23 protein-coding genes are annotated in these 25,629 nt (G+C 73.3%); 15 read left to right on the forward strand and 8 right to left on the reverse strand.

Annotated elements, in window-relative coordinates:
- The first annotated feature begins 53 nt into the window (after positions 1-53).
- Positions 54-1,577 (forward strand): cytochrome P450, encoded by a 1,524-nt coding sequence (locus IAG42_RS28980; RefSeq protein ID WP_223206198.1) that lies wholly within the window; start codon positions 54-56, stop codon positions 1,575-1,577.
- Here the strand turns inward: IAG42_RS28980 and IAG42_RS28985 are convergent.
- The 3 genes from IAG42_RS28985 to IAG42_RS28995 all read right to left on the reverse strand — a co-directional run bounded on the left by IAG42_RS28985 (position 1,571) and on the right by IAG42_RS28995 (position 4,685).
- Positions 1,571-2,551 (reverse strand): RluA family pseudouridine synthase, encoded by a 981-nt coding sequence (locus tag IAG42_RS28985; protein ID WP_223206199.1) that lies wholly within the window; start codon positions 2,549-2,551, stop codon positions 1,571-1,573. The two genes, IAG42_RS28980 and IAG42_RS28985, sit on opposite strands and share 7 nt — an antisense overlap.
- A gap of 289 nt (positions 2,552-2,840) precedes the next feature.
- On the reverse strand, positions 2,841-3,683 hold the full coding sequence (locus IAG42_RS28990; RefSeq protein ID WP_188339909.1) for a siderophore-interacting protein: 843 nt from the start codon (positions 3,681-3,683) through the stop codon (positions 2,841-2,843).
- A gap of 51 nt (positions 3,684-3,734) precedes the next feature.
- Positions 3,735-4,685 (reverse strand): 5'-3' exonuclease, encoded by a 951-nt coding sequence (locus tag IAG42_RS28995; protein ID WP_223206450.1) that lies wholly within the window; start codon positions 4,683-4,685, stop codon positions 3,735-3,737.
- A 248-nt stretch (positions 4,686-4,933) separates the two neighbouring features.
- Here IAG42_RS28995 and IAG42_RS29000 point away from each other — a divergent pair, with 248 nt between their 5' ends.
- From IAG42_RS29000 to IAG42_RS29020, 5 genes are all read left to right on the forward strand, one after another.
- Positions 4,934-6,082, forward strand: coding sequence for a quaternary amine ABC transporter ATP-binding protein (locus IAG42_RS29000; RefSeq protein ID WP_188339911.1), 1,149 nt, complete (start codon positions 4,934-4,936; stop codon positions 6,080-6,082).
- Positions 6,075-8,687 (forward strand): ABC transporter permease/substrate binding protein, encoded by a 2,613-nt coding sequence (locus IAG42_RS29005; protein ID WP_188339912.1) that lies wholly within the window; start codon positions 6,075-6,077, stop codon positions 8,685-8,687. Before IAG42_RS29000 ends, IAG42_RS29005 begins: the two co-directional genes overlap by 8 nt.
- Positions 8,688-8,876: 189 nt before the next feature.
- On the forward strand, positions 8,877-9,479 hold the full coding sequence (locus tag IAG42_RS29010; RefSeq protein ID WP_188339913.1) for a helix-turn-helix domain-containing protein: 603 nt from the start codon (positions 8,877-8,879) through the stop codon (positions 9,477-9,479).
- 8 nt (positions 9,480-9,487) lie between these two features.
- Positions 9,488-10,216, forward strand: coding sequence for a helical backbone metal receptor (locus tag IAG42_RS29015; protein WP_188339914.1), 729 nt, complete (start codon positions 9,488-9,490; stop codon positions 10,214-10,216).
- Positions 10,213-10,401, forward strand: coding sequence for a hypothetical protein (locus IAG42_RS29020; RefSeq protein WP_188339915.1), 189 nt, complete (start codon positions 10,213-10,215; stop codon positions 10,399-10,401). Before IAG42_RS29015 ends, IAG42_RS29020 begins: the two co-directional genes overlap by 4 nt.
- Positions 10,402-10,413: 12 nt before the next feature.
- On the opposite strand, the gene IAG42_RS29025 is transcribed toward IAG42_RS29020, so the two are convergent.
- A complete protein-coding gene (locus tag IAG42_RS29025) occupies positions 10,414-11,538 on the reverse strand; it encodes a TDT family transporter (RefSeq protein WP_188339916.1) in 1,125 nt (374 codons plus the stop codon).
- A gap of 70 nt (positions 11,539-11,608) precedes the next feature.
- On the opposite strand from IAG42_RS29025, the gene IAG42_RS29030 reads away from it, so the two are divergent.
- Positions 11,609-12,577 (forward strand): LysR family transcriptional regulator, encoded by a 969-nt coding sequence (locus IAG42_RS29030; protein ID WP_188339917.1) that lies wholly within the window; start codon positions 11,609-11,611, stop codon positions 12,575-12,577.
- Positions 12,578-12,740: 163 nt separating this feature from the next.
- On the opposite strand, the gene IAG42_RS29035 is transcribed toward IAG42_RS29030, so the two are convergent.
- Together IAG42_RS29035 and IAG42_RS29040 are read right to left on the reverse strand one after the other, a co-directional pair.
- Positions 12,741-13,439, reverse strand: coding sequence for a gamma-glutamyl-gamma-aminobutyrate hydrolase family protein (locus IAG42_RS29035; RefSeq protein WP_188339918.1), 699 nt, complete (start codon positions 13,437-13,439; stop codon positions 12,741-12,743).
- A 213-nt stretch (positions 13,440-13,652) separates the two neighbouring features.
- Positions 13,653-14,369: a FadR/GntR family transcriptional regulator gene (locus IAG42_RS29040; protein ID WP_188339919.1), complete on the reverse strand. Its 717-nt coding sequence runs from the start codon at positions 14,367-14,369 to the stop codon at positions 13,653-13,655.
- A gap of 87 nt (positions 14,370-14,456) precedes the next feature.
- On the opposite strand from IAG42_RS29040, the gene IAG42_RS29045 reads away from it, so the two are divergent.
- The 5 genes from IAG42_RS29045 to IAG42_RS29065 all read left to right on the forward strand — a co-directional run bounded on the left by IAG42_RS29045 (position 14,457) and on the right by IAG42_RS29065 (position 20,323).
- Positions 14,457-15,821, forward strand: a complete 1,365-nt coding sequence (locus IAG42_RS29045; protein ID WP_188339920.1) for a glutamine synthetase family protein — start codon at positions 14,457-14,459, stop codon at positions 15,819-15,821.
- Between the two features lie 2 nt (positions 15,822-15,823).
- Positions 15,824-17,200: an aldehyde dehydrogenase family protein gene (locus IAG42_RS29050; protein ID WP_188339921.1), complete on the forward strand. Its 1,377-nt coding sequence runs from the start codon at positions 15,824-15,826 to the stop codon at positions 17,198-17,200.
- Positions 17,201-17,207: 7 nt separating this feature from the next.
- Entirely contained in the window at positions 17,208-17,990 is a 783-nt protein-coding gene (locus IAG42_RS29055; RefSeq protein ID WP_188339922.1) for a 3-oxoacyl-ACP reductase, read from the forward strand.
- Between the two features lie 66 nt (positions 17,991-18,056).
- Positions 18,057-19,349 carry an HAD family hydrolase gene (locus tag IAG42_RS29060; RefSeq protein ID WP_188339923.1) on the forward strand — a complete coding sequence of 431 codons (1,293 nt, stop codon included), beginning with the start codon at positions 18,057-18,059 and terminating at the stop codon, positions 19,347-19,349.
- 47 nt (positions 19,350-19,396) lie between these two features.
- Complete coding sequence (locus IAG42_RS29065) at positions 19,397-20,323, forward strand: DUF2510 domain-containing protein (protein ID WP_188339924.1); 927 nt, start codon at positions 19,397-19,399, stop codon at positions 20,321-20,323.
- Positions 20,324-20,335: 12 nt separating this feature from the next.
- Here IAG42_RS29065 and IAG42_RS29070 read toward each other — a convergent pair whose 3' ends face one another.
- Complete coding sequence (locus IAG42_RS29070; protein WP_188339925.1) at positions 20,336-21,538, reverse strand: amino acid deaminase/aldolase; 1,203 nt, start codon at positions 21,536-21,538, stop codon at positions 20,336-20,338.
- A 267-nt stretch (positions 21,539-21,805) separates the two neighbouring features.
- On the opposite strand from IAG42_RS29070, the gene IAG42_RS29075 reads away from it, so the two are divergent.
- A complete protein-coding gene (locus tag IAG42_RS29075) occupies positions 21,806-22,936 on the forward strand; it encodes a hypothetical protein (protein ID WP_223206200.1) in 1,131 nt (376 codons plus the stop codon).
- Positions 22,933-24,099 (forward strand): type VII secretion-associated serine protease mycosin, encoded by a 1,167-nt coding sequence (gene mycP / locus IAG42_RS29080; RefSeq protein WP_188339926.1) that lies wholly within the window; start codon positions 22,933-22,935, stop codon positions 24,097-24,099. The genes IAG42_RS29075 and mycP overlap by 4 nt, the downstream gene beginning before the upstream one ends.
- On the opposite strand, the gene IAG42_RS29085 is transcribed toward mycP, so the two are convergent.
- The gene (locus IAG42_RS29085) at positions 24,083-24,805 is read right to left on the reverse strand and encodes a serine hydrolase (RefSeq protein WP_188339927.1); all 723 of its coding nucleotides are present in this window, start codon (positions 24,803-24,805) and stop codon (positions 24,083-24,085) included. The two genes, mycP and IAG42_RS29085, sit on opposite strands and share 17 nt — an antisense overlap.
- Before the next feature lie 77 nt (positions 24,806-24,882).
- Here IAG42_RS29085 and IAG42_RS29090 point away from each other — a divergent pair, with 77 nt between their 5' ends.
- The gene (locus tag IAG42_RS29090; RefSeq protein WP_188339928.1) at positions 24,883-25,623 is read left to right on the forward strand and encodes an SseB family protein; all 741 of its coding nucleotides are present in this window, start codon (positions 24,883-24,885) and stop codon (positions 25,621-25,623) included.
- The last annotated feature ends 6 nt before the right edge of the window (positions 25,624-25,629 follow it).

Consider the following 25,629-nt stretch of genomic DNA (forward strand, 5'->3'; position numbering starts at 1 on the left):
ACACCCCGCCCGTCCCGACTCACCCAGCTGACCACACCACCGGAGCGATCACCGTGACGCCTCCCTCCCAGCCCTCCCAGCCGCACGCGTACGACGCCCTGGGAGACCCCTCGCTCGCGCCGCCGCCCGGCTGCCCCGCGCACGCGCTCGGCCCGGACGGACTGCGCAGGCTGTACGGCCCCGAGGCCGACGAGGACCTCGCGGGCGTGTACGAGAAACTCCGCGCCGAGCACGGTCCCGTCGCGCCCGTGCTCATCCACGACGACGTCCGCATGTGGGCGGTCCTCGGCCACGGCGAGAACCTGCACATGGTCCGCAGCACGTCCCAGTACAACCGCGACGCGCGGGGCTGGACCGCCCTGAAGAACGGCACGGTCAAACCGACCCACCCGCTCGCGCCCGTCTTCAGCTGGCAGCCCATCTGCTCGATGGCCGAAGGCGCGGAGCACCTGCGGCTGCGCGGCGCGGTCAGCGCGGCCATCGCCACGATCGAGGCCCGCAGCCTGCGCCGCACCATCAACAAGTCGACCCAGATCATCATCAACCGCTTCTCCGAGCGCGGCACCTGCGAGGTCGTCAGCGAGTTCGCCGAGCATCTGCCGATGATGGTGATGCTCGACCTGCTCGGCGCGCCCGAGGCGTACAGCGAGCGCTTCGTGCAGGCGGCCCGCGACATGATCAAGGGCACCGAGACGGCCATCGCGAGCAACGAGTTCATCATGGGCCACCTCATGGAACTCGCGGTGCGCCGCCGGGCCGACCCCATCGAGGACGACTTCACCAGCACCCTGATCACGGACCCGGCCGGGCTCACCGACGACGAGGTCGGCCAGCACCTGCGGCTCGTGCTCATCGCCGCGTACGAGGCCACGGCCAACCTCATCGCCAACGTGCTGCGCGTCGTGCTCACCGACCCGCGCTTCCGGGCCCAGCTCAACGGCGGGCAGATGACCGTGCCGGAGGCGGTCGAGCAGTCCCTGTGGGACGAGCCGCCGTTCAGCGCGATGGTCGGGTACTTCGCCAAGGTCGACACCGAGCTCGGCGGGCAGCACATCCGGGCCGGCGACGGTCTGATCATGGGCATCCAGCCGGGGAACGCCGACCCGGTCGTGCGGCCCGAACCCGGCGCCCACATGATGGGCAACCGCTCGCACCTCGCGTTCGGCGGCGGCCCGCACGAGTGCCCCGGTCAGGACATCGGGCGCGCCATCGCCGACATCGGCGTCGACGCGTTCCTGATGCGGCTGCCGGATGCCGAACTGGCCGTGCCCGAGTCGGAGTTGAGGTGGCGGTCGACGATCCTGTCGCAGCACCTCGTGGCCCTGCCGGTGGAGTTCACGCCGCGGGGGCAGCAGGACGTCGTGTCGGTGCCGAGCATGTCGTCGCCGCAGCGCACGGACTGGCAGGTGTCCTCGCCGGGGCACGCCGGCGGGCCGGGGCAGCCGGACGCCATGGTGCCGCCGCAGCCGGGTCCCGCTCCGGCCGCCGCACCGGCGCCGGCCGGGGTGCAGGCTCCGGCCCCGGGGGAGCGGCTCGGGGCCTGGCAGCGGTTCCTGCGGTGGTGGCGCGGCTACTGATCCGTGCCGGGGGCGGCCGGGCCTGCGCCGCCCGCCCAGTCCTCGTACGACGTCCAGGCCGCGAGTTCCCGCCCGCTCGTGAAGCGGAGCTCGCGGCCGGACACGGGGTCCCTGAACTCCAGGGTGCGGGCGAGGAGTTGGAGGGGGCGGCGGAAGTCGTCCGGGGCGGTGAGGGGGGCGATCTCCGGGTAGATCGGGTCGCCGAGGATCGGCAGCCCGAGGCGGTTCATGTGGACACGGAGCTGGTGGGTGCGGCCCGTGTGCGGGGTGAGGCGGTAGCGGCCGAGGGGGCCGCGCGCCTCGACGAGCCGGATGTCGCTCTCCGCGTTGGGCTCGCCGCCGGGGATCTCCTGCGCGGCGAGCACCCCGCGCTCCTTCTCGATCCGGCTCCGCACGGTGACGGGGAGCTCGACGGCCGGGTCGTACGGGGCGATCGCCTCGTACTCCTTGCGGACCAGGCGGTCGCGGAACAGGGTCTGGTAGCGGCCGCGGTCCTCGGGGCGGACGACGAACAGGACAAGGCCGGCCGTCAGGCGGTCCAGCCGGTGCGCCGGGCCCAGCCCGGGGAGGCCCAGGTCGCGGCGCAGCCTCGCCAGCGCGGTCTCCCTGATGTGGCTGCCGCGGGGGGTGGTCGCCAGGAAGTGGGGCTTGTCGGCGATGACCAGGTGGTCGTCGCGGTGCACGATCTCGATCGGGAACGGGACGGGGGGCTCCGCCGGGAGGTCGCGGTGGAACCAGACGTGCCCTCCGGGGGTGTAGGGGGTCTCGGGTCCGATGGGGGTGCCGTCCGCCGTGACGATCCGGCCCGCCTCGATCATCGCGTCGATCGTCTCCGCGTGGGCGGAGAGCCGCTCGGTCAGGTGGTCCCGCACGGTGCGCCAGTCGCCCTCGGCCGGCATCTTCACGTGGACGGGGTCGATCCCGTCGCGCTGGGGGAGGGGCGGGGCGGGGGTGCGGGGTCTGCGGCGGGTCACCGGGGTAACGGTACGGCTTGGCGCCGCGGGGGTGGATCTTGCGTCGCGGGGTGCGGGTTTCGGTGTGGCTGGTCGCGCGCCGCGGCGGAGTCGCTGATCGGGTACGGTTCCGCGCCGTTGCCGGTTGGTGGTCCGTCGCCGGGTGCGGGTTCGTTGTGGCTGGTCGCGCAGTTCCCCGCGCCCCTGAACGCACGCTCCGCGTGCCCCAGGGGTGTCGTGGTTGCGCCCCGCGGTGGAGTCGCTGATCGGGTACAGCCCCGCGCCCCTGAAAGCCCCAGGGGGCTGCTGGTCAGGCGGAAGGTTCCTGTTCGGCCTCTACCTGGGCGTTCCAGTCGCGCTTCGAGGCCTGCCAGCCGTCCTCGTTGTGGCCGAGGCGCCAGTAGCCGGAGATCGAGAGGTGTTCGCGGGGGATCTCGCGGTCGATGCGCAGGTGGCGGCGGAGGTCCTTCACGAAGCCGGCCTCGCCGTGGACGAAGGCGTGGGGGCGGCCGGCCGGGAAGTCGAGGCCGGTGACCGCTTCGACCAGGAGGGAGCCGACGGGGCGGCCCGCGCGGTGCAGCCAGGTGATCTCGACCGGGGAGTCGATCTTCTGCTGCTCCTCCGGGCCCTCGACCTCGATGAAGGCGTGGGCCCGGGTGCCGGCCGGGAGGGCTTCGAGGGCGGCGGCGATCGCCGGGAGGGCGCTCTCGTCGCCGGCCAGCAGATGCCAGTCGGCGGTGAGGTCCGGGCGGTAGGCGCCGCCCGGGCCCATGAAGTGGATCGTCGTGCCGGGCGCGACGCCGACCGCCCACGGCCCGGCCAGCCCCTCGTCGCCGTGCACCACGAAGTCGAGGGTCAGCTCGCGCGCGGCCGGGTCCCAGGCCCGCACCGTGTACGTCCGCGTCACCGGCCACTGCTCGCGCGGCAGCTCCGCGCGGATCCGCTCCACGTCGAACGGCTCCGCGTAGGTCACGTCCGGCGCCGGGGCGAAGAGCAGCTTCACGTAGTGGTCGGTGTACGGGAGCTCGTCGGGGAAGTCCGCGAGGCCCGCGCCGCCGAGGACCACCCGGCGCATGTGCGGGGTGATGTGCTCGGCGCGCACCACCTGGGCGGAGCGGGCCTTGCGGGGCGGGCGTGCGGGGCGCTCGGCCATGTGCGGTCTCCCTCGGTGCAACGTGAACTTAGGTATGCCTAAGTTAGCACCTCAGCCGGCGAGCGTGGCCAGGAGCCGCTGGAGCGAACCGCCCAGACCCCAGCGGGCGCCGAGCTCCCCCACGGCGGCCGGGTCGCGCGGGGCGTGCGGCAACGCCGTGTCCACGTCCGGCAGCGGCACGTCGTCCGCGACCCGCACCACCTTCGGGGCCACCGCGATGTACGGCCGCGCCTCGTCGAGCCGCTTGCGCTGCGTCGGCGTCAGCTTCGCTCCCGGGTCGTCGACCGCGGCCATGATTCCGGCCAGGTCGCCGAACTGCGCGAGCAGCTTCGCGGCCGTCTTCTCGCCGATCCCGGGCACGCCCGGCAGCCCGTCGCTCGGGTCGCCGCGCAGCAGCGCCATGTCCACGTACCCGGGGCCGTCCACCGCGTACTTCTCGCGCAGGAACGCCTCGTCGGTGACCTGGAGGGTGCCGACACCCTTGATCGGGTAGAGCACCCGGCGCTTCCGCTCGTCGTCCACCAGCTGGTACAGGTCGCGGTCGCCCGTGACGATGTCGACGGGGCCGCTCGCGCGGGCCGTGTACGTGCCGATCACGTCGTCCGCCTCGTAGCCCGCCACGCCCACGCGCGCGATGCCCACCGCGTCGAGCACGTCCTCGATGACCGGCACCTGCGGCGACAGCGTGTCGGGCACCTCCTCCTCGTCCGGCGTGCCGGCGGGGGTCTCCTCGGCGACGCGGTGCGCCTTGTAGGAGGGGATGAGGTCGACGCGCCACTGGGGGCGCCAGTCCGCGTCCATGCACGCCACCAGATGCGTGGGGCGGTGGTCGTGGACGAGCCGGGTGATGAATTCGAGCAGCCCGCGCACCGCGTTGACCGGAGTGCCGTCCGGGGCCTTCACGGAGTCCGGCACTCCGAAGTAGGCCCGGAAGTACAGGGACGCGGTGTCGAGCAGCATCAGGCGCGGGGATGCGGAGTTGTCCTGGGTCACCCTCCGCATCATGCCGCACCCCACTGACACTTACCGGTCGTGCAGTAAACGTGGTCGGCGGTGAATGGCGTGTGAACTGGGCCACTCTTCTGTTTGCTCGGCATGAGCCGGGGCAGGCGACGAGCCGGAGCGGACCCGGTCTCACTTTCAACTACTGGCTGAAAGTCGGGGGTCCGGGCAAGCGGGCCGACCCCGCGCCGCTCCACGGCCCGCCGGCGGGGGAGGCGGGCCGTCTTGGTTCGACCCGAGAGGTGTATGTGTCCAGGCTTGAAGCCGAAGACCTGTACAAGGTGTTCGGCAGACGACCCGATGAGGCGGTGGAGAAGCTCCGCCGCGGAGCCGACCGTGAGGAACTGCGCGCCGACGGCACCACTGCCGCCGTGATCGACGCGTCCTTCACCGTCGAGCCCGGGCAGATCTTCGTCGTCATGGGTCTGTCGGGATCCGGCAAGTCCACTCTTCTGCGCATGCTGAACGGACTTTTGGAGCCCACTGCCGGGCACGTCCGCTTCGACGGGGAGGACCTGACGCAGCTCTCGCCCCGCGAGCTGCGCGAGGTCCGCTCGAAGAAGATCAGCATGGTCTTCCAGCACTTCGCCCTGTTCCCCCACCGCTCCGTCCTCGAGAACGCGGCGTACGGGCTCGAGGTGCAGGGCGTCCCGCGCGCCGAGCGCGAGAAGCGGGCCCACGAGGCGCTCGAACTCGCCGGGCTCAAGGGCTGGGAGAAGTCCTTCCCCGACGAGCTGTCCGGCGGCATGCAGCAGCGCGTGGGCCTGGCCCGCGCGCTCGCCACCGACGCCGACCTGCTCCTCATGGACGAGTCGTTCAGCGCGCTCGACCCGCTGATCCGGCGCGACATGCAGGATCAGCTCCTGGAACTGCAGAAGACCCTGAAGAAGACGATCGTCTTCATCACCCACGACCTGAACGAGGCCATGCGCCTGGGCGACCGCATCGCCGTCATGCGTGACGGCCGCATCGTCCAGATAGGCACCGCCGAGGACATCCTCGTCACGCCGGCCAACGACTACGTCGCCTCCTTCACCCAGGACGTCGACCGGGCCCGGGTGCTCACCGCCGGCGCCATCATGAGCGAGCCGGAGCAGGGCTACGACCCGTCCGACGCCCCGGCCACGGTCACCGCCGGCACCCCGATCATCGACCTGTTCACGCCGTGCTCGACGAGCGGCGTCGCCGTCGCCGTGACCGGCGAGGACGGCGAGCTCGCCGGTGTCGTGACCCGGGCCCGGCTGCTGGCCGTGCTCGGGGAGACGATCACCGCGCAGGACAGTGCGCCGGACGCCGAGAACGACGGCGCGGCCCCGGGCCTCGTCAAGCAGGACGCCGTCCCGGCGCAGCGCGGCGAGGAAGACGGTCCCGTGGAGAAGGTGAACGCCGATGCCTAAGATCCCCTTCGGCGACTGGGTCAACGATGCCGTGGAGTGGCTGCTCCACCACATGTCGTGGCTCTTCGACTTCTTCCAGAGCTGCTTCGAAGGCGTCAACAACGGACTCACCGACGTCCTCCAGGCGCCCCCCGCGCTCATCATGGCGGGCATCTTCGCCGTCGTCGCCTTCTGGCTGCGCGGCACCGTGGCCGGAGTGCTGACCTTCGTCGGCCTCGGGTTCATCGACAACCTGGGCCTGTGGGACCACGCGATGGACACCATGTCGCTGGTCCTCGTGTCCACGGTGATCGCCCTGGTCATCGGCGTGCCCCTGGGCATCTGGGCGGCGCGCTCGAACCGGGTCAGCGGCCTGTTCCGGCCGATCCTCGACCTGATGCAGACGCTGCCCGCGATGGTCTACCTGATCCCGGCCATCCTGTTCTTCGGCTCCGGCGCCCCCGCCGGCATCGTCGCGACCCTGATCTTCGCCGTGCCCCCGGGCGTGCGCATGACCGAGCTGGGCATCCGGCAGGTCGACCAGGAACTCGTCGAGGCGGCCGAGGCGTTCGGCACCACGCCGCGCAACATCCTGCTCCGCGTCCAGCTGCCGCTCGCCCTGCCCACGATCATGGCCGGTGTCAACCAGGTCATCATGCTGGGCCTGTCCATGGCCGCCATCGCGGGCATGGTCGGCGCCGGCGGCCTCGGCGGCGACGTCAACACGGCCATCGGCCAGCTGAACGTCGGCCTGGGCGCCGAGTCCGGCATCGCGATCGTCATCCTGGCGATCTACCTCGACCGCATGACCAGCGCGCTCGGCCAGCAGGTGTCCCCGCTCGGCCGCCGCGCCCTCGCCAAGCTGCGCGCCGCGCGCGGCCTGAACATCTGGTCCTACCGCCCCCGTCCGGCCGTGGCCGTGATCGGTGTGGTGATCCTGGCGCTCGTCGGCGGCGGCATGGGCGCCTTCGGCGGCTCCACGTCCTCGACGGCCTCCGGCGGCGACGCCACGAACGTCGGCCACGGCAAGAAGGTCACCATCGGCTACATCCCGTGGGACGAGGGCGTCGCCTCCACCTTCCTGTGGAAGGAGATCCTCGAGCAGCGCGGCTTCCAGGTCGACGTCAAGCAGTTCGAGGCCGGCCCGCTCTACACCTCGCTGGCGCAGGGTGGCATCGACTTCCAGACCGACTCCTGGCTGCCGGTCACGCACGCCGAGTACTGGAAGAAGTACGGCAAGGACCTGGAGGACCTCGGGTCCTGGTACGGGCCGACCTCCCTCGAGCTGACCGTGCCCGCCTACATGAAGGACGTGAACACCCTCGCGGACCTCAAGGGCAAGGGCGACCTCTTCGGCGGCAAGGTCACCGGCATCGAGGCCAGCGCCGGTGAGTCGGCGCTGCTCAAGAGCAAGGTGCTGAAGGCCTACGGCCTCGACAAGGAGTACAAGGTCGTCGACAGCTCCACGCCGGCGATGCTGGCCGAGCTGAAGCGCGCGTACGCCAAGAAGAAGCCGATCGTCGTCCCGCTCTGGTCGCCGCACTGGGCGTACAACGACTACAAGCTCAAGAAGCTCAAGGACCCGAAGGGTGTCTGGGGCAAGGGCGACGGCATCCACACGCTGGCGCGCAAGGGATTCGGCAGCGAGTTCCCCGAGGTCGGCAAGTGGCTCAAGGACTTCAAGCTCGACGAGAAGCAGCTCACGAGCCTCGAGGCGCAGATCAACAAGACCGGCAAGGGCAAGCAGCAGGAGGCCGTCAAGACCTGGCTGAAGCAGAACCCGGGCCTGGTCGACAAGCTTGCTCCCGTCAAGAAGCAGTCGGCGCCCGCCGAGGCCAAGAACCCGGTGAACGTCGCCTGGTTCCCCTGGGACGAGGACGTCGCGGTCACGTACCTCTGGAAGAACGTCCTGGAGAAGCGCGGCTACAAGCTGAACCTGAAGCAGATGGACGTGGGCCCGGTCTACACCGGCCTCGCCAGTGGTGACCTCGACGTCAACTTCGACGCCTGGCTGCCGTACGCGCAGAAGAACTACTGGGACAAGAGCAAGAAGAACCTGGTCGACCTGGGCAGCTGGTACAGCCCGACCTCCCTGGAGGTCGCCGTCCCCTCGTACGTGAAGGGCGTCAAGTCCCTCGCGGACCTGAAGGGCAAGGGCAAGACCTTCGACGGGAAGATCATCGGCATCGAGCCGGGCACCGGCGAGATGAACCTCCTGAAGAAGGACGTGCTGCCGGGCTACGGCCTGGACAAGGAGTACAAGGTCGTCGACGGCTCCACGCCGGCGATGCTCGCCGAGCTCAAGCGGTCCTACGCCAAGAAGGAGCCGATCGCGGTCGTGCTCTGGTCGCCGCACTGGGCCTACAGCGAGTACAAGCTGACCAAGCTGGCCGACCCGGAGAAGAAGTTCGGTGAGGGCAACACCATCCGGACGATCGCCAACAAGGAGTTCCCCGACAAGTTCCCGCAGCTCACGAAGTGGTTCAAGAACTTCGAGCTGAGCGAGGACGAACTGGGCTCCCTGGAGGCCGAGATCAAGAACCGCGGTCAGGGCAAGGAGGAGGCGGCCGTCGCCGCCTGGCTCACGAAGCACCAGGACGTCGCGGAGCGGATGACCGCTTCCTGACCTGGTCCGCAGGGTCTCCCCGAGGGGTGGCCACGGCACGACACCCGTCGCGCCGTGGCCACCCCTCGCCCCGTTGAGCCCCCTCGTGCGCCCCACGGCTTCGGCCATCGGATGAAACTGTTTGACGAACATGCGTAGGGTGCATTGAGACGTACAGCACAACCGGAGCAGTGGGAGGGAGCGGATGTCATGGACGAGCAGGACAAGTACAACGAGCACGACAAGTACAAGGAGACACTGCGTGTGGGCGCAGCCGTCCGGCGCCGCCGCCGCTCCCTGGAGCTGACCCTCTCCGCCGTCGCAGAGCGCACCGGCCTGTCGGTGCCCTTCCTCAGCCAGGTGGAGAACGAGCGGGCCCGCCCCAGCCGCCGCTCCCTGGAGAAGGTCGCCGACGCCCTCGGCACCACCGCCGTCGAACTCCTCGCCGCCGCCGACCCGGCCCGCACCGTGGACCTGGTCCGCGCCGACGACGCCACCGTCGAGGAGGGCGCCCAGGACACCGTCGTACGGTCCCTCGTGCGCGGGCACCACCAGATGCACGCCCAGGAGTTCGTCGGCGACCACGACCCCGGCCGCGAGTTCCAGCTGCGCAACGACGTGATGCTCTACGTGACCGAGGGCGCCGTCGAGGTCGAGGCGGAGGGCCGCGCCTATCGCCTCGGACGCGGTGACACCCTGTACCTGACCGGTGGCGTACGGCACCGGTGGCGGGCGACCGTGCCGGAGACCCGGGTGCTCGTCGTGGCCGTCGCCGAGCACATCGACGCCGTCGACGAGCCGGGTCCGAAGTAGCCGCCGCCGTGCGGGTCGTGTCGCTGGTCCCGTCGCTGACCGAGGCGATCGCGGTGACGCTGCCGGGCGCCCTCGCTGGAGCGACGGACTGGTGCACGCATCCCGCCGGGCTCGACGTGCCCCGCCTCGGCGGCACCAAGAACCCCGACGTCCCCGCGATCACCGCGCTCGCCCCCGACCTCGTCGTCGCCAACGAGGAGGAGAACCGGGAGCCCGACCTCGCCGCGCTGCGCGCCGCGGGCGTCCCCGTCCTCGTCACCGAGATCCGCACGCTGCCGCAGGCGCTGCGCGAGCTGGACCGCGTCCTGGACGCCTGCGGGGCCCGTTCGCGGCCGCGCTGGCTGGACGACGCCGAGGCCGCCTGGGGCGCCCTGCCGCCGCCCGAGCCCGCACTGAGGGCCGTCGTGCCGATCTGGCGGCGCCCCTGGATGGTCCTCGGCCGCGACACCTTCGCCGGCGACCTGCTCGCCCGCCTCGGCGTCGCCAACGCGTACGCGGACGCCTCCGAGCGCTACCCCCGCGTCCCGCTCGGCGAACTGGAGGCCGTCGAAAAGGACTTGGTCGTGCTGCCCGACGAGCCGTACCGTTTCACGGCCGACGACGGCCCGGAGGCCTTCACCGCCCCCGCGGCCCTCGTCGACGGCCGCAGCCTCACCTGGTACGGACCCTCACTGGCGACGGCCCCCGAGGTGCTCGGCGCGGCCCTGCGGCGGCCCGTGTCCCGAGGAGAGCGGTGAGCAGACGGCGTTACGTGGCCCGGGGCGTCCCGGGCGGCTACCGGATCTGGGACAACCGCGGACGCCGCTTCTGGGGCGACCTGTACGAACTGTGCCCCGACGACCTGCTCACCGAGCTGAACGGCGCGGCGGACCAGGCCCGGATCACCGCGCTGCTCAAGCGCTACCGGGCCCTGCGGCGCTGAACAGCCCCGCGCTCAGGCCCGCGCCGGGGCCGGAGCCGCGAGGAGGCGGCCCGAGGCCAGGCCCCGTACCGTCCGGACGGCCGCCACCGCCCAGGCCGCGACGAGGAAGGCGTACAGCGCCACCGTCAGCACGTCGAACGCGGCGAGGCCGGTGTGGGCCGCCAGGCTCTCCGCGCCGGTGACACACGTGCCGACGGGGAAGGTGAACGCCCACCACGTCATCGCGAAGCCCATGCCCGCGCGCCGTGCCCGCACCACCATCGCGGCGGCCAGCGCCAGCCACAGCAGGGCGAAGCCCATCACGGGCACGCCGTACAGCACGGCGAACGCGCTGAACGCGTGCTCGTACGCGGCGGGGAACACGCCCTGCGCGGCGTCGGCGATCTTGCCGGTGGCGGTCGTCGACTGGCCCAGCGGCCCGAGGACCAGGAACAGGGTGGGGGTCAGCGCCGGCGGCAGCGGCCCGCCCGTGACCAGGCGCGCGAAGATCACGGGGAGCATGACCAGGGTCGCCAGGAGGCTCAGGCCGAACAGGGCGTAGCAGGCCAGCAGCAGCGTCGCCCGGGCCTGCCCCTCGGGCAGATGCGCGGCGAGCAGCGGCCCGCAGGCCGCCGACACCATCGGCGCGACCACGGGCAGCAGCCACACCGGCGACGCCTGCCCCGGCTCGATCCGGTGCCGCACGACCATCAGGTACGGGATCGTGACGGCGGCGGCGAGCCCGATCGCGGTCCCGGCGACGAACAGCACGGTGTCGACCGCGACCGCCGCGCCCGCCCCGATCCAGCCCTGCCCCACGGTCAGCGTGCCCGCGCCCACCGCGAGCAGCGCCATCGACAGACAGCCGTAGAACGGGGCCACCGCCGGGTCGGCGAGATGGGCGCGGGCCTGGTCCCGGTGGTGCGTCCAGTGCGCGGTCCGCGCCGCCAGCAGGGCGAGCAGCATCAGGAACGAGACGGCCCACACCAGCGTGCACGCGGTGCGCAGGCCCGGGACGTGACCCGGCAGCGTCGCACCCGCGTTCGCGACGATGGCGGTGCCCATCACGGCGGCGTACCAGTTCGGGCCGAGGTGACGGACGGCGGCGGCGCGGGGGCCGATGACGGTGCGGGGTGCGGGTTGGACGGCGGTGACCATGACTCCACGGTCGCCCGAGTGCCCCCGCCCCACCAGGGACGTTGCCGCTATGACGGCATAAGCTGGGTTTATGAGCGAGGAGCGGGGAGCGCGCGAGCGCCAGGCGGGCACGGGGCAGGACACGGCAGGGGAGGCGCCCCCGGGGCTCCTCGCCCACCGCGTCCCCGACCTCGGCGCGCTCGAACTGCTGCTCGCGGTGGCCCGGCTCGGCAGCCTCGGCGCGGCCGCGCGCGAGCTCGGCATCACCCAGCCCGCCGCCAGCAGCCGCATCCGCTCGATGGAGCGCCAGCTGGGGCTCGCCCTCGTCGACCGCTCGCCGCGCGGCTCCCGGCTCACCGAGACCGGAGCCCTCGTCACGGACTGGGCGCGGCGGATCGTCGAGGCGGCCGAGGAGTTCGACGCGGGCGCGCAGGCGCTCCGTGTACGCCGTGACTCCCGGCTGCGGGTCGCGGCCAGCATGACCATCGCCGAGTACCTGCTGCCGCGCTGGCTGCTCGCCCTGCGGGCCGCCCGCCCCGACACGGCCGTCTCCCTGCTCGCGGGGAACTCGACGGCGGTCGCCGAGCGGCTGCTCGCCGGGGAGGCGGACCTCGGCTTCGTCGAGGGCGTGTCGGTGCCGGCCGGACTGGACTCGGCGATCGTCGCCCACGACCGGCTGATCGTGGTGACGGCCCCGGGCCACCCGTGGTCGCGCCGCCGCAGACCGCTCGCCGCCGAGGAACTGGCCGCGACCCCGCTCATCCTGCGCGAGGAGGGCTCCGGCACCCGCCAGGTCCTGGACGCGGCACTCGGCGGGCTCGCCCGCCCGCTGATCGAGCTGTCCTCCACCACGGCGGTGAAGGCCGCGGCGGTCGGCGGCGCCGGCCCCTCGGTCCTCAGCGAACTGGCCGTCGGCGAGGAGCTGGCGTCCCGCCGTCTGGTCCGCGTCCCTCTGGAAGGCGCGACCCTGACCCGCTCCCTGCGCGCGGTCTGGCCGACGGGCCACCCGCCGGTGGGCCCGGCCCGCGAACTGCTCGGCCTGACCCGCTCGAACGCCTGAGACCCGCCGGGCTCGGGGGTCGGTGCGGACGTCTCGCAACGGCCGGTGCGGACGCGCGGCCGGGCTCACCGCGTGCCTGCGGACCCGCCCCGCGCACCGGGATCGGTCCCCGACCTGTCCGGGCCTGACCCCTGCCGGCGCCCCAGGCCCTCGGGGGTCGGCGTCAGAAGCCGTGCGGGGCCGAGGCCGCGCGGACCAGGCCCTCGGTGACCCGGGAGTCCTCGCCCATCTCCGGGTGCCACTGCACGCCGATCACCCAGGACATGCCGGGCAGTTCGACGGCCTCCACCGTTCCGTCCGCCGCGTGCGCCGAGGCCACCAGACCCCGGCCCAGGCGGTCCACGGCCTGGTGGTGGTAGGTCGGGACCTCGGTCGGCTCGGGCACCAGCTCGCCGAACCGGGTGCCCGGCACCGAGGTCACCGTGTGCCGGCCGAACACGCCGGTCTCCTTCACGTGCCCCTCGATGTGCTGCGTCAGCGTCCCGCCGAGCGCCACGTTCAGCAGCTGCATGCCCCGGCAGATCCCGAGCAGCGGCGTTCCGGAGGTCAACGCGGCCCGGATCAGCGCCAGTTCCCACGCGTCCCGCTCCGGCGCGGCCGGCCCCGTACGCGGATCACGGGCGGCCCCGTACTCGCCGGGCTCGACGTCCGGCCCGCCCGCGACCACCAGCCCGTCGAGCCGGGCCACCACCGAGGGCGCGTGCCCGGGATCGTCCGGCGGGACCATGGCGGCCAGACCGCCGGAGCGCTGCACGATCTGCGGATAGCCGGCCGGGAGCAGCGCCGCGGGCAGCTCCCACACGCCCCAACTGGCCTTGTTCTCCAGATAGGTGCTGATGCCGATCAGCGGCCTGCTCACCATCGTGCTGTGCTCCCCGGTCGGTCGGTCGCCGCGCCCTTGAACTGCCGTGCTCTCGAAGTGCCGTGTGCGCTTGAAGTGCGTTTTCCTGCGTGTCAGGGGCCGAGGGTACGAGATCGCCGTACGGGGCGCGGTCGCGTTCAGCATGCGGTCACCGCGCCCGTCGGACAATGGCCTGAACGCGTACCTTTGCCGCCGGCCTGGGCGGACTCCGGCTCAGGTCAGGAATCCGCGCAGGAGCGCGGCCGTGCCGGCGCAGTGCTCGCGCATCATCTCCCGCGCGCCGTCCGCGTCCCCGTCGAGCACCGCCTCAACCAGGGCCGTGTGCTGGCGCTGCGAGTGCTCCAGGTTCCGTACCAGCAGGGGGATGCAGTCGAGCAGGTCGTTGATCCCGGCGCGGACCGCCGCGTACTGCGCGGCCAGGGACGGGGACCCGGACAGCTCCGCGAGGGTGAGGTGCAGGAGGGTGTCGCGGCGCCGGTACTCGGCCAGCGGGGCGTCGTGGGTGCCGGCGAGCGCCGCCCGCAGCCGGTCCGCCTGCTCCGCGCCGAGCCCGTGCGCCGCGCACAGCCCGGCCGCCCCGACCTCAAGGGCCTCGCGGAAGCGCAGCGCGTCCTCCACGTCGACGCCCTCGACCCGGCGCCGCAGCTCGTTCTCGCCCGCCGCCTCCGGCCGGGGCCGCACGAACGTGCCGCCGTAGCGCCCGCGCCGCGACTCGACCAGACCCTGGTCCTGCAGCACCTTCAGGACCTCGCGCAGCGTCACCCGGCTGATCCCGAGTCGCTCCGCCAACTCCCGCTCGGCGGGCAGCCGTTCACCTCCCGGCACCAGGCCCAGCCGGACGACCTGGAGGATCTGCTCCAGGGCCTCCTCGAATCCGTTCCCCGCGCGCACCGGCCGCAGCACCGCGGCGTACGACCTGTCGAGCGACATGTGGACGGGTCCCCTTCCCAGCAATGGTTGCGCGCAATACCTTATGACTCCCGGCCGTCCAGAAGCATCCCCGAGGAGGCTTTCACCGTGGCAGACCGCACACCCCCGCTGACCGTCGAGGAGCTGCACGCCCTGGTCGCGAGCGGCGAGATCGACACGGTCGTCCTGGCCTTCCCCGACATGCAGGGCCGGCTCCAGGGCAAGCGGTTCGCCGCCCGCTTCTTCCTCGACGAGGTCCTCCACCACGGCACCGAGGGCTGCAACTACCTGCTGGCCGTCGACACCGAGATGAACACCGTCGACGGTTTCGCGATGTCCTCCTGGGACCGCGGCTACGGCGACTTCGCGATGCACCCCGACCTGAGCACCCTGCGCCGCGTCCCCTGGAACGAGGGCACGGCCCTGCTCGTCGCCGACCTCGCCTGGGAGGACGGCTCGCCCGTCGTCGCCGCGCCCCGGCAGATCCTGCGCCGCCAGCTCGACCGGCTCGCGGAGCTCGGCCTCACCGCCCAGGTCGGCACCGAGCTGGAGTTCATCGTCTTCAAGGACACCTACGAACAGGCCTGGGACGCGAACTACCGCGGCCTGACCCCGGCCAACCAGTACAACATCGACTACTCCGTCCTCGGCACCGGCCGCATCGAACCCCTGTTGCGCCGCATCCGCAACGAGATGGCGGGCGCCGGCCTCACCGTCGAGTCCGCCAAGGGCGAGTGCAACCCTGGCCAGCACGAGATCGCCTTCCGCTACGACGAGGCCCTCGTCACCTGCGACCAGCACGCGATCTACAAGACGGGCGCCAAGGAGATCGCCGCGCAGGAAGGCGCCTCGCTCACCTTCATGGCGAAGTACAACGAGCGCGAGGGCAACTCCTGCCACATCCACTTCTCGCTCACCGACGCCGACGGCGCCCCCGCCTTCGCGGGCGACGACCCCGACGGCATGAGCCCGCTCATGCGGCACTTCCTCGCGGGCCAGCTCGCCGCCCTGCGCGACTTCTCCCTCCTGTACGCCCCGAACATCAACTCGTACAAGCGGTTCCAGCCCGGCTCCTTCGCGCCGACCGCCGTCGCCTGGGGCCACGACAACCGGACCTGCGCGCTGCGCGTCGTCGGCCACGGCCGCTCGCTCCGCTTCGAGAACCGCCTGCCCGGCGGCGACGTCAACCCGCACCTCGCCGTCGCGGGCCTGATCGCCGCGGGGCTGCACGGCGTGGAGCAGGGCCTCGAACTGCCCGACGCCTGCCCGGGCAACGCCTACGCGGCCGCCTACGAGCACGTCCCCACCACGCTGCGCGAGGCCGCCGAACTGTGGGCCAACAGCCCCGTCGCGAAGGCCGCCTTCGGCGACGAGGTCGTCGCCCACTACCTGAACGCGGCGCGGGTCGAACTCGACGCGTACGACGCCGCCGTCACCGACTGGGAGCTCCGCCGAGGATTCGAGAGGCTGTGACCTTGCCCGACCGATGCGTCGACACGACCACCCTGACCGTCCTGAACCCCGCCACCGAAGACGTGGTCGCCACCGTCCCCGCCGCCGACGCGGCCGACACCGACCGGGCCGTGCGCCGCGCCGTCACCGCCCAGCGCGCCTGGGCCGCGGCGGCCCCCGCCGACCGCGCCCGCCTCCTGCGGCGCTTCGCCGACACCGTCGACGCCCACCTCGAGGAACTCGCGCAACTGGAGGTCCGCGAGGCCGGGCACCTGGTCGGCAACGCCCGCTGGGAAGCCGGCAACGTCCGCGACCTGCTGCTCTACGCCGCCGGCGGCGCCGAACGCCTCAACGGCGCACAGATCCCCGCCCCCGGCGGCTGGAACATCACCTTCCACGAACCGCTCGGCGTCGTCGGCATCATCGCCCCCTGGAACTTCCCCATGCCGATCGCCGCCTGGGGCACCGCCCCCGCCCTCGCGGCCGGCAACGCGGTCGTCCTCAAACCGGCCGAGACCACCCCGCTCACCGCCCTGCGCCTGGCCGAACTCGCCCTGGACGCCGGACTGCCCGAGCACGTGTTCCAGGTGCTCCCCGGCCACGGGAGCGTCACGGGCCGCGCCCTCGTCGACCACCCCGACGTCGCGAAGGTCGTCTTCACCGGCTCGACCCGCACCGGCCGCGAGGTCATGGAGCGCTGCGCCGCGCGCGTCAAGCCGGTCACCCTCGAACTCGGCGGCAAGAGCCCCAACGTCGTCTTCGCCGACGCCGACCTCGGCCGCGCCCTCGACCCCTTCTCCTTCCTCGACAACTCCGGCCAGGACTGCTGCGCCCGCACCCGGATCCTCGTCCAGGAATCCGTCTACGAGGAGGCCGTCGCCCGCCTCACGGACGCGATCGGCGCCGTCGTCGTCGGTGACCCGCTCGACGAGAAGACGCAGATGGGCCCGCTCATCTCACGCCGACAGCTGGACCGCGTACGGCACTTCGTGAAGGACGACGCCCCCGGCCCGCGCGGCACCGCGCCCACCGGCCCCGGCTTCTGGTTCCCGCCGACCGTCCTCACCGGCGAGGCGGCCGACTCCCGGGCCGCCGTCGAGGAGATCTTCGGACCCGTCGCCGTCCTTCTGCCGTTCACCGACGAGGCCGACGCCGTCCGCCTCGCCGACGCCACGCCGTACGGCCTGTCCGGCTCCATCTGGACCCGGGACGTGGGCCGCGCCCTGCGCGTCAGTGCCGCCGTCCGCGCCGGGAACCTGTCCGTCAACTCGCACTCCAGCGTCCGCTACTGGACCCCGTTCGGCGGCTTCAAACAGTCCGGCCTCGGCCGCGAACTCGGCCCCGACGCCCTGACCGCCTTCACCGAGACCAAGAACGTCTTCCTCAGCACGGAGGCCTGATCACCCCATGACCAAGGACATCGTCTGCCGCCGTCTCGTCGGCCGCACCGCCGTCATCACCGGAGCCGGCAGCGGCATCGGCCTCGCCACCGCCCGCCGCCTCGCCTCCGAAGGCGCCCATGTCGTCTGCGGCGACATCGACGCCGCCGCCGGAAAGAGCGCGGCCGACGCCGTCGGCGGCACCTTCGTCCAGGTCGACGTCACCGACGCGGAACAGGTCGAGGCCCTGTTCCGCACCGCGTACGAGACCTACGGCTCCGTCGACATCGCCTTCAACAACGCCGGCATCTCGCCCCCCGACGACGACTCCATCCTCGACACCGGCCTGGAGGCCTGGAAGCGCGTCCAGGAGGTCAACCTCACCTCCGTCTACCTGTGCTGCAAGGCCGCCATCCCCTACATGCGGGAACAGGGCAGGGGCTCCATCATCAACACGGCCAGCTTCGTGGCCCGGATGGGCGCCGCCACCTCCCAGATCTCCTACACCGCGTCCAAGGGCGGCGTCCTCGCCATGTCCCGCGAGCTCGGCGTCCAGTTCGCCCGCGAGGGCATCCGGGTCAACGCCCTGTGCCCCGGACCGGTCAACACCCCGCTCCTCCAAGAGCTGTTCGCCAAGGACCCCGAGCGCGCCGCGCGCCGCCTCGTACACATCCCGGTGGGCCGCTTCGCCGAGGCCGACGAGATCGCGGCCGCCGTCGCCTTCCTCGCCAGCGACGACTCCTCCTTCGTCAACGCCACCGACTTCCTGGTCGACGGCGGCATCTCCGGCGCCTACGTGACGCCCCTCTAGAGCCTTCGCAACACGCTCCGTGCGCCCCCTCAACAGGCCGCGGAGGTTGATGTACGGTCCACTCGCATGCGTAACAGACATGTTGCCGCGTGGACTTCGGCCGCGGCCGCCGCACTCATGGCGGCCGCGACCCTGACCACCCCCGCGGCCGCCGCCACGTCCGCACCCACCACCCCCACGACCGCCCGGCACTGCCCGCAGCTGTCGCAGGAGCTCCCCTGGTACGGGGACAACCGGGCGAAGCTCCAGCGCGTGATCGACGAGCGCGGCACCTGCGCGGGCCACCGCGGCCCGCGCCCCGTCGCCGCGTTCGACTGGGACAACACCGTCTCCAAGAACGACGTCACCGACGCGACCATCGCCTGGTCGCTGAAGCACGACAAGATCCTGCGCCCCGGCCGCTGGAAGGACACCAGCCGCTGGATGACCGACGAGGCCGACCGCGCGCTCACCGCCGCCTGCGGCACCGCCGTCCCCGTCGGCGCCCCGCTGCCCACCTCCACCGACACCGACTGCACGGACGAGATCTTCAACATCCGTGAGTCGGGGAAGACGATGAGCGGCGCCGCCGCCTTCGCCGGAGAGTGGAACCACCGCCGCACCGTGCCCCAGTACGCCTGGGTCCCGCAGCTCTTCGCGGGACACACTGTCCCCGAGCTCGAGTCCTACGCGGCCGCCGCCCGTGAGGAGGCCCTCGCCGCACCCGTCGGCGCCACCCAGAAGCTCGGCACCCACACCATCCCCGGCTACGTCCGCTACTACGAGCAGCAGCGCGACCTCATCCGCACGCTCCAGCGCGCCGGGTTCGACGTGTACATCGTCTCCGCCGGCTCGGAACCGGTCACCGAGGTGTGGTCGAAGGGCGTCGGCATCGACCGCGCGCACACCATCGCCATCCGCTCCGTCCTCGACGAGCGCGGCCGCATCACCCCGTACAACGAGGGCTGCGGCGGCGTCCCGATCAACAAGGGCGAGGCCATCCCGTACATCGACGGCAAGCGCTGCTGGATCAACCAGGACATCTTCCACATCAAGGGGAAGGCCGCCTGGGAGAAGCAGCGCTGGGGCAAGCGCATCGCCCTCGGCGGCGGCGACGCCGACACCGACGTCACCTTCGTCGGCGACGCCACCGGCGCGCACCTCGTCCTGAACCGGAACAAGAACGAGATCATGTGCCGCGCCTACGACAACGCCGACGGACGCTGGGTCGCCAACCCGATGTTCATCGAGCCGCTGCCGCGCAAGTCCGGCACCTACCCGTGCTCCACGGCGGCCTGGAACCGTCCCGAGGGCGGCTTCGGCCCGCTCCTGCGCGAGGACGGCACGACGGTGCCGGATCAGGCCGACTCCGCGTACTGAGGGGTGACGGAGTACTGATCATCAAGGCGGCACTTTAGAGTGCCGGGATGAGCATGACGCCGCCGCCGGGCTGGTACCCGGATCCCAAGGCCCCGTCCACCGAGCGCTGGTGGGACGGGGCCGCGTGGACCCAGCACCGCAGGCAGCCGGCCCCGCAGGGGCCCCCGCCGTCCCCGCCCGCACCCGTGGGGCCGCCGTCCTCCGCCGGCGGGCGCGGCAAGCTCGTGGCCGTGATCGCCGCCGGGGTCGCCCTCGTCACCGCGATCGTCGCCGGCGGCATCGTCGCCCTCGGAGGCGACGAGGAGGACCCCAAGACGCGTACGGCGCCCTCGTCCGCGCAGCCCTCCGCGCCGCCGCAGTCCTCCGAGGCCGCGAGCAGCGCCCCGGCGCCCTCGCGCAGTGACGACCCCTCACGCGTCACCGACGAGCTCAACGGCATCACGCTGCCCGTCCTCGACGGCTGGCAGAAGGCCGAGTACGTCGCCGACGACTACACGTTCATCACCACGCCGGACACCTACGACTGCCCGTTCGACCAGGGCATGTGCCGCCGCGGCACCGTCTCCACGCACACCGTCACCGGCACCGACGAGACCGACCCCGAGGCCCTCGCCAAGGACGACGTGAAGGACGCCGCCGACCGCGCCTACGACACCGACTCCATCGGGCGGCGCCCCTTCGGCGGCATGACCGGCCACAAGGTCGTGGCGTCCCGGCAGATCGGGGTCGCCGGGCGCGCGGGCTGGCTCGTGCGCTGGAAGGTCACGACCGCCGAGGGCGCCGGAGGCTACGTCCAGTCCGTGGTCTTCCCGTCCAGCTCCGGCTCCGAGGCGCTCGTCGCGGTCCGCTGCACCCTCGACGTCAGCTCCGAGTCCCCGCCGCTCACCGACCTCGACAAGATCGTCAAGGGCATCCGCGCGGTCGACGGCACCGGCGGCGGGGGAGTGGGCAGCACCGTCGGCCCGAGCCGGTAGGCACCCGGAGGGCTACAGGAACGTGTAGCCCTCGCCGCGGTACGTCGGCACCGTCTCCGTGACCGTGTCCCCGGACACCAGGTGCAGCACCTCGAACCGCTCGCACAGCTCACCGGCCTTCGCGTGCCGGAACCACACCTTGTCGCCGATCAGCAGGTCGTCGGCCGCCGCGCCGAGCAGCGGCGTCTGCACCTCGCCCGGCCCCTCCTGCGCGTCGTAGCGCAGCCCCTCCGGCAGATACGGCACCGGCAGCCGGTCCGCGCCCGCCGCGCCCGAGGCCGGATAGCCGCCGCCGAGCACGGTCACCACGCCGACCCCGGGCCGGCGCACCACGGGCTGGGCGAACAGCGCGGCGGGACGCGCGCTGAACGACGTGTAGTTGTCGAAGAGCCGCGGCACGTAGAGCCCCGACCCGGCCGCGATCTCCGTCACCGCGTCCTCGGCCGCCGTGTGCTGCACGCTGCCCGTGCCGCCCCCGTTCACGAACTCCAGGTCCGGCACCACCGCGCGCACCGCCCGGACCACCTCGGCCCGGCGCACCACCAGCTCCTTGCGCGCCGCCGCCTGCATCAGCCGGATCGCCCGCGACCGCACCGGCCGCCCCGCGACCGCGTCCCCGACCCCGGCCACGTGCCCCTCGTACGCCATCAGGCCGACCAGCCGGAAACCGGGCCGCCGGTCCACCGCACGGGCCAGCTCGGCGAGATGCTCCGGCGTACGCAGCGGAGAGCGCAGCGCGCCGATCCGGACCCGCCCGCCCAGCACCCGCCACGACGTGTCGAGCTCCAGGCACACCCGGATCTCCTCGCGGCCGCCGTCGCGTGCCGCGTCGATCAGCTTCAGCTGCGCCGGGTCGTCGACCATCACCGTGACCGCGCCGGCCAGCTTCGGGTCGTGCGCGAGCTCCGCGAAACCGCTCCGGTCCGCCGACGGGTACGCGAGCAGCACGTCCTCGACACCGGAGCGCGCGAGCCAGACCGACTCGGCCAGCGTGAACGACATGACCCCGGCGAACCCGTCCTTGGCCAGCACCCGCTCCAGCAGCGCCCGGCACCGTACGGACTTGCTCGCCACCCGGACCGGCTTGCCCGCCGCCCGCCGGACCAGGTCCTCGGCGTTGGCGTCGAAGGCGTCCAGGTCGACGATCGCCACGGGGGCGTCGAGGTGTGCGGTGGCCCGGTCGAAGCGGGCCCGGTCGGCGGCGCGCGGTGTCATGACCGAAGCCTGCCAGACCTGATTACCGCAGGGTAGAGGGACGATCCGGGCAGATCGGCCGAGCCCGCCGCCTGGGGAACCGCTGACCTGCCCTGGCCCGTTAGAGTGACGCGCACGCAGGCTGACGAAACGGGGAGGCATGAGCACGGAAGCCCGGCGCGTCCCGCCACGCCCTGCCCAACCCCCGCGACGGTCCCTCCGTTGCCCCCGACGCCCCCACCCCCCACCGCCTCCTCCCGCTTCCCGGACGACGCCCCGAAGCGCCCGGTGACGCCCCCGCCCCCCACCCCGTCCTCCCGCTTCCCGGACGCCCCTCCGCAGCCGGCACCGGGCACGGGCAGCGCCGGGGGCGCGACCGGCCGGGACGGCGCCGCGCCCGCTGCCCCCACCCACGGCGCGAAGTCGGTCCCGCTCCCGCCGGAGGCCCCCGCGACCGAGACCACCACCCGCCTGCGCCCGATCCCGCCCCACCCGGGCACGGGCCCGCACACCCCGCCCCCACCCCGCCGAGCCCCGGGCCGTGTCGATCTCACCCCGGACCCCGCCACCGCGGGCCGCCCCTTCGTCGCCTCGCCACCCCCGCCGCCCCAGTACGACGACCGCACCACGCGGCTGCGCCCGCTCGGCCACCTGACCCACCGCATCGCGCCCCGCGCGGCCGCCGCCGCGGCCTGCCTCGTGCTCGGCGTGGGCCTGCTCGGCGGCGCCACCACCGGCTTCCTGCTGACCGGCGAGGACGACAGCCCCGCCGTGTCCGCGCAGACCGCGTACCACGACGCCGCCGCCCTGTGGCACAGCGTCCCCGTCGACCGCCTCTTCCCGCGCACGCTCAAGGGCGAGGGCGCGGGCCCCGGCGGCTCCGACCGCACCTGGACCCGCATCGCCGTCGCCCCCGACAGCGGCTGCGCCAAGGCCCTCGACCCGCTGCTCCACAAGGCCCTGCGCTCCGCCGGCTGCCTGCGCCTGCTGCGCGCCACGTACGTCGACGCCACCCAGAGCAGCGTCACCACGGTCGGCCTGCTCTTCACCAAGGCCGACGCCGAGGCCACCCAGGCGCTGCGCACCCGGTTCACCGAGCAGGGTCTGGACCGCCGCGACGACCTCATGCCCCGCCCCTACGCCGCCGAGGGCACCGCCGCCGCCCGCTTCGGCGACGCCCAGCGCGCCTCCTGGACGATCAATGTCCTCACCGACGCCCCGGTCGTCGTCTACGCCGTCTCCGGCTTCGCCGACGGCCGCACCGTCGCCGACCCGCAGCCCGCCGCCGAGGCCATGAAGCAGGGCGCCACGACCGCCCCCGCCCAGGCCGGACTCGGCCACGAGGCCCAGGGCGTCGCCGACCGGATCGAGCGCGGCCTGCGCAAGGCCGTACAGAAGTCCACGGAGCAGCCGTCATGACCCGCCGCGCCCACCGGATCGCCCTCGTCACCGCCACCGCGGCGACCGTCGCCCTGGTCCCGTCGACCGTCGCGCACGCCGACGCGGTCCGCGCCCAGCAGTGGGGCCTCGCCGCGATGCACACCCAGGAGGCCTGGCGCACCACCAAGGGCAAGGGCATCACGGTCGCCGTCCTCGACACGGGCGTCGACGCCCGCCACCCCGACCTCGAGGGCAACGTCCTCACCGGCAAGGACCTCGTCGGCTTCGGCGCCGAGCGCGGCGACCGCCCCTGGGCCCGCCACGGCACCGCCATAGCCGGCGTCATCGCCGGTCACGGGCACGGCGAGGACGACGGCGACGGTGTCGTCGGTGTCGCCCCCGAGGCGAAGATCCTGCCCGTGCGGGTCATCCTGGAGGACGGCGACCCGGCACGCGCCAAGGCCCGCGAGACCCGCGGCGACGCCCTCGCCCGGGGCATCCGCTGGGCCGTCGACCACGGCGCCGACGTCATCAACCTCTCCCTGGGCGACGACTCCGACACCGCCCACCCCGAGGCCGACGAGGACGCCGCCGTCCAGTACGCGCTGAAGAAGGGCGTCTCCGTCGTGGCCTCCGCGGGCAACGGCGGCGAGAAGGGCGACCACATCTCCTACCCGGCCGCCTACCCGGGCGTCATCACCGCCACCGCCGTCGACTCCTCCGGCACCCGCGCCTCGTTCTCCACCCGCCGCTGGTACGCCACCGTCGCCGCCCCCGGCCGCAACATCGTCACCGCCGACCCCGACCGCAAGTACTACTCGGCCTGGGGCACCAGCGCCGCCTCCGCGTTCGTCTCCGGCGCCGTCGCCCTGGTCCGCGCCGCACACCCCGGCCTGGACCCCGCCCAGATCAAGAAGCTCCTCGAGGACACCGCCCAGAACCCCCCGGCGGGCGGCCGCGACGACTCGCGCGGCTACGGCCTCGTCGACCCGGCCGCCGCGATCCGTGCCGGCGCGAAGCTCAAGCCGAAGGGCCTCACCCCGGCCGGGTACGGCGACCGGTACTTCGGCCCGGGCCCCGACGACCCGGACGACACGGCGAGCACCGCGTGGGCCGGCCCGGTCGCGGGCGGCCTCGGCGTCCTCCTGCTCGGCACAGCCGTCTACCTCTGGCGAGGCCACCGCCTCAACCGCCGCCGCTGACCACGACCCCCACCGCCGCCCGCGCCACCGCCTCCACGAGCGCGACCCCGGCGTCCATGGTCGGGCTCCCGTCCGACAGCACGGCCACCAGAGCGCGCACCCCGTCCGCCCTCACCCGCCCGACGCTGTTCACGACCCACAACCCCGTCGTGCTGCGCGGCAGCCAGCCGTTCTTCAGCTCGGCGGCGCCGGCCGCCGACACGCCCCACGCCTGCCCGGCCACGACCCGGCCCATCAACTCCCGGACACAGGACCGCGAAGCGGCGCTCAGGACCAGCCCCTCGCCGACCCCGAACACCTGCCGGAGCAGCGCGACCTGATCGGCGGCCGTCGTCCGCGTCAGCCCCCACAGCGGCCCGGCCCCGCCCGTCGTCCCGGTCAGCCCCAGCCGCGCGTGCGCCGCGTCCAGCGCCTCCGCCCGCCCCAGGGCGTCCCAGAGCTCGCTCGTCGCCTCGTTGTCACTGCGCTCGATCATCGCGGCGGCCCGCGCCCGCTCCCCGGCGGTCAGCTCGCGCCCCGCGTCCTGCGCGCTCAGCAGCAGCGCGCACAGCACGCCGAGCTTCACGACGCTCGCCGTGTCGTAGGTGCCGCCGTCCGGCGCGTACGCGGCCGATCTGCCGCTCACCGTGTCGAGCACCGCGACCGACAGCCGCCCGTCGTGCCCCTCGACGACGGGGGCCACGGCTGCGGCGAGGGCGGAGTCCATGACGCAGACGGTAGCGCCGGCCCGGTGCCAGGGTCCGCCGAGGTGCGGCCGGGACCCGCTCGGTAGGGTCGGTGAACGTGGCGAACAAGAACATTCCCGACCCCGGCTACTCCGACGACGACGGCTCCGCGGACCCGCGTCTCGCCGAGGCCCTGGCCGCCTGGTCGGCCGACCGCAGCGCGCACGGCCCCGTCCTGGCCGCCCTCAAGGACGCCCGGCTGCTCGTGCCCATCGTGGCCGTGCTCGGCGAGGTCGAGGAGGACGAGAACGGGCTCCGCCGCGAGAAGACCAGTGACATGGCCGTCCCGACCCTGAAGGCCGGCGACCGCAAGGCGCTGCCCGCCTTCACCTCGACCGCGTCCCTCGCTCTGTGGGACCCCGCCGCCCGCCCCGTCGCCGTACCGCTGCACCAGGCGCTCCAGGCCGCCGCCCACGAGAAGGCCGACACCGTCGTCATCGATCTCGCCGGCCCGGTCCCGTACGAGCTGACGGGCTCCGCCCTGTACGCCCTCGCCGAGGGACGCACCGACACGGACCCGCTGGCCGACCCGGCGGTCGTGGAGGCGGTGCGCGCCGCGGTCGCCGCCGAGCCCGCGATCGCCCGGGCCCACCTGGGCCCCGGTCCCTCCGCCGGCACCGACGGCACCCTCGCCCTCGTGCTCGACGCGGACGCCGACGTCCAGGCCACCGCCCGCTCGCTCGCCGCGCGCATCGCCGCCGACGAAACACTGAGGGCCCGCCTGGTGGGCGGCCTCGACCTGGCACTGCTGCCGGCCGGGACCGCGCCCTCCGGCGAGCCCTTGTACACGCGCCCCTGAGGAGCG

This window comes from Streptomyces xanthii, from assembly GCF_014621695.1.
GTDB lineage: Bacteria > Actinomycetota > Actinomycetes > Streptomycetales > Streptomycetaceae > Streptomyces > Streptomyces xanthii.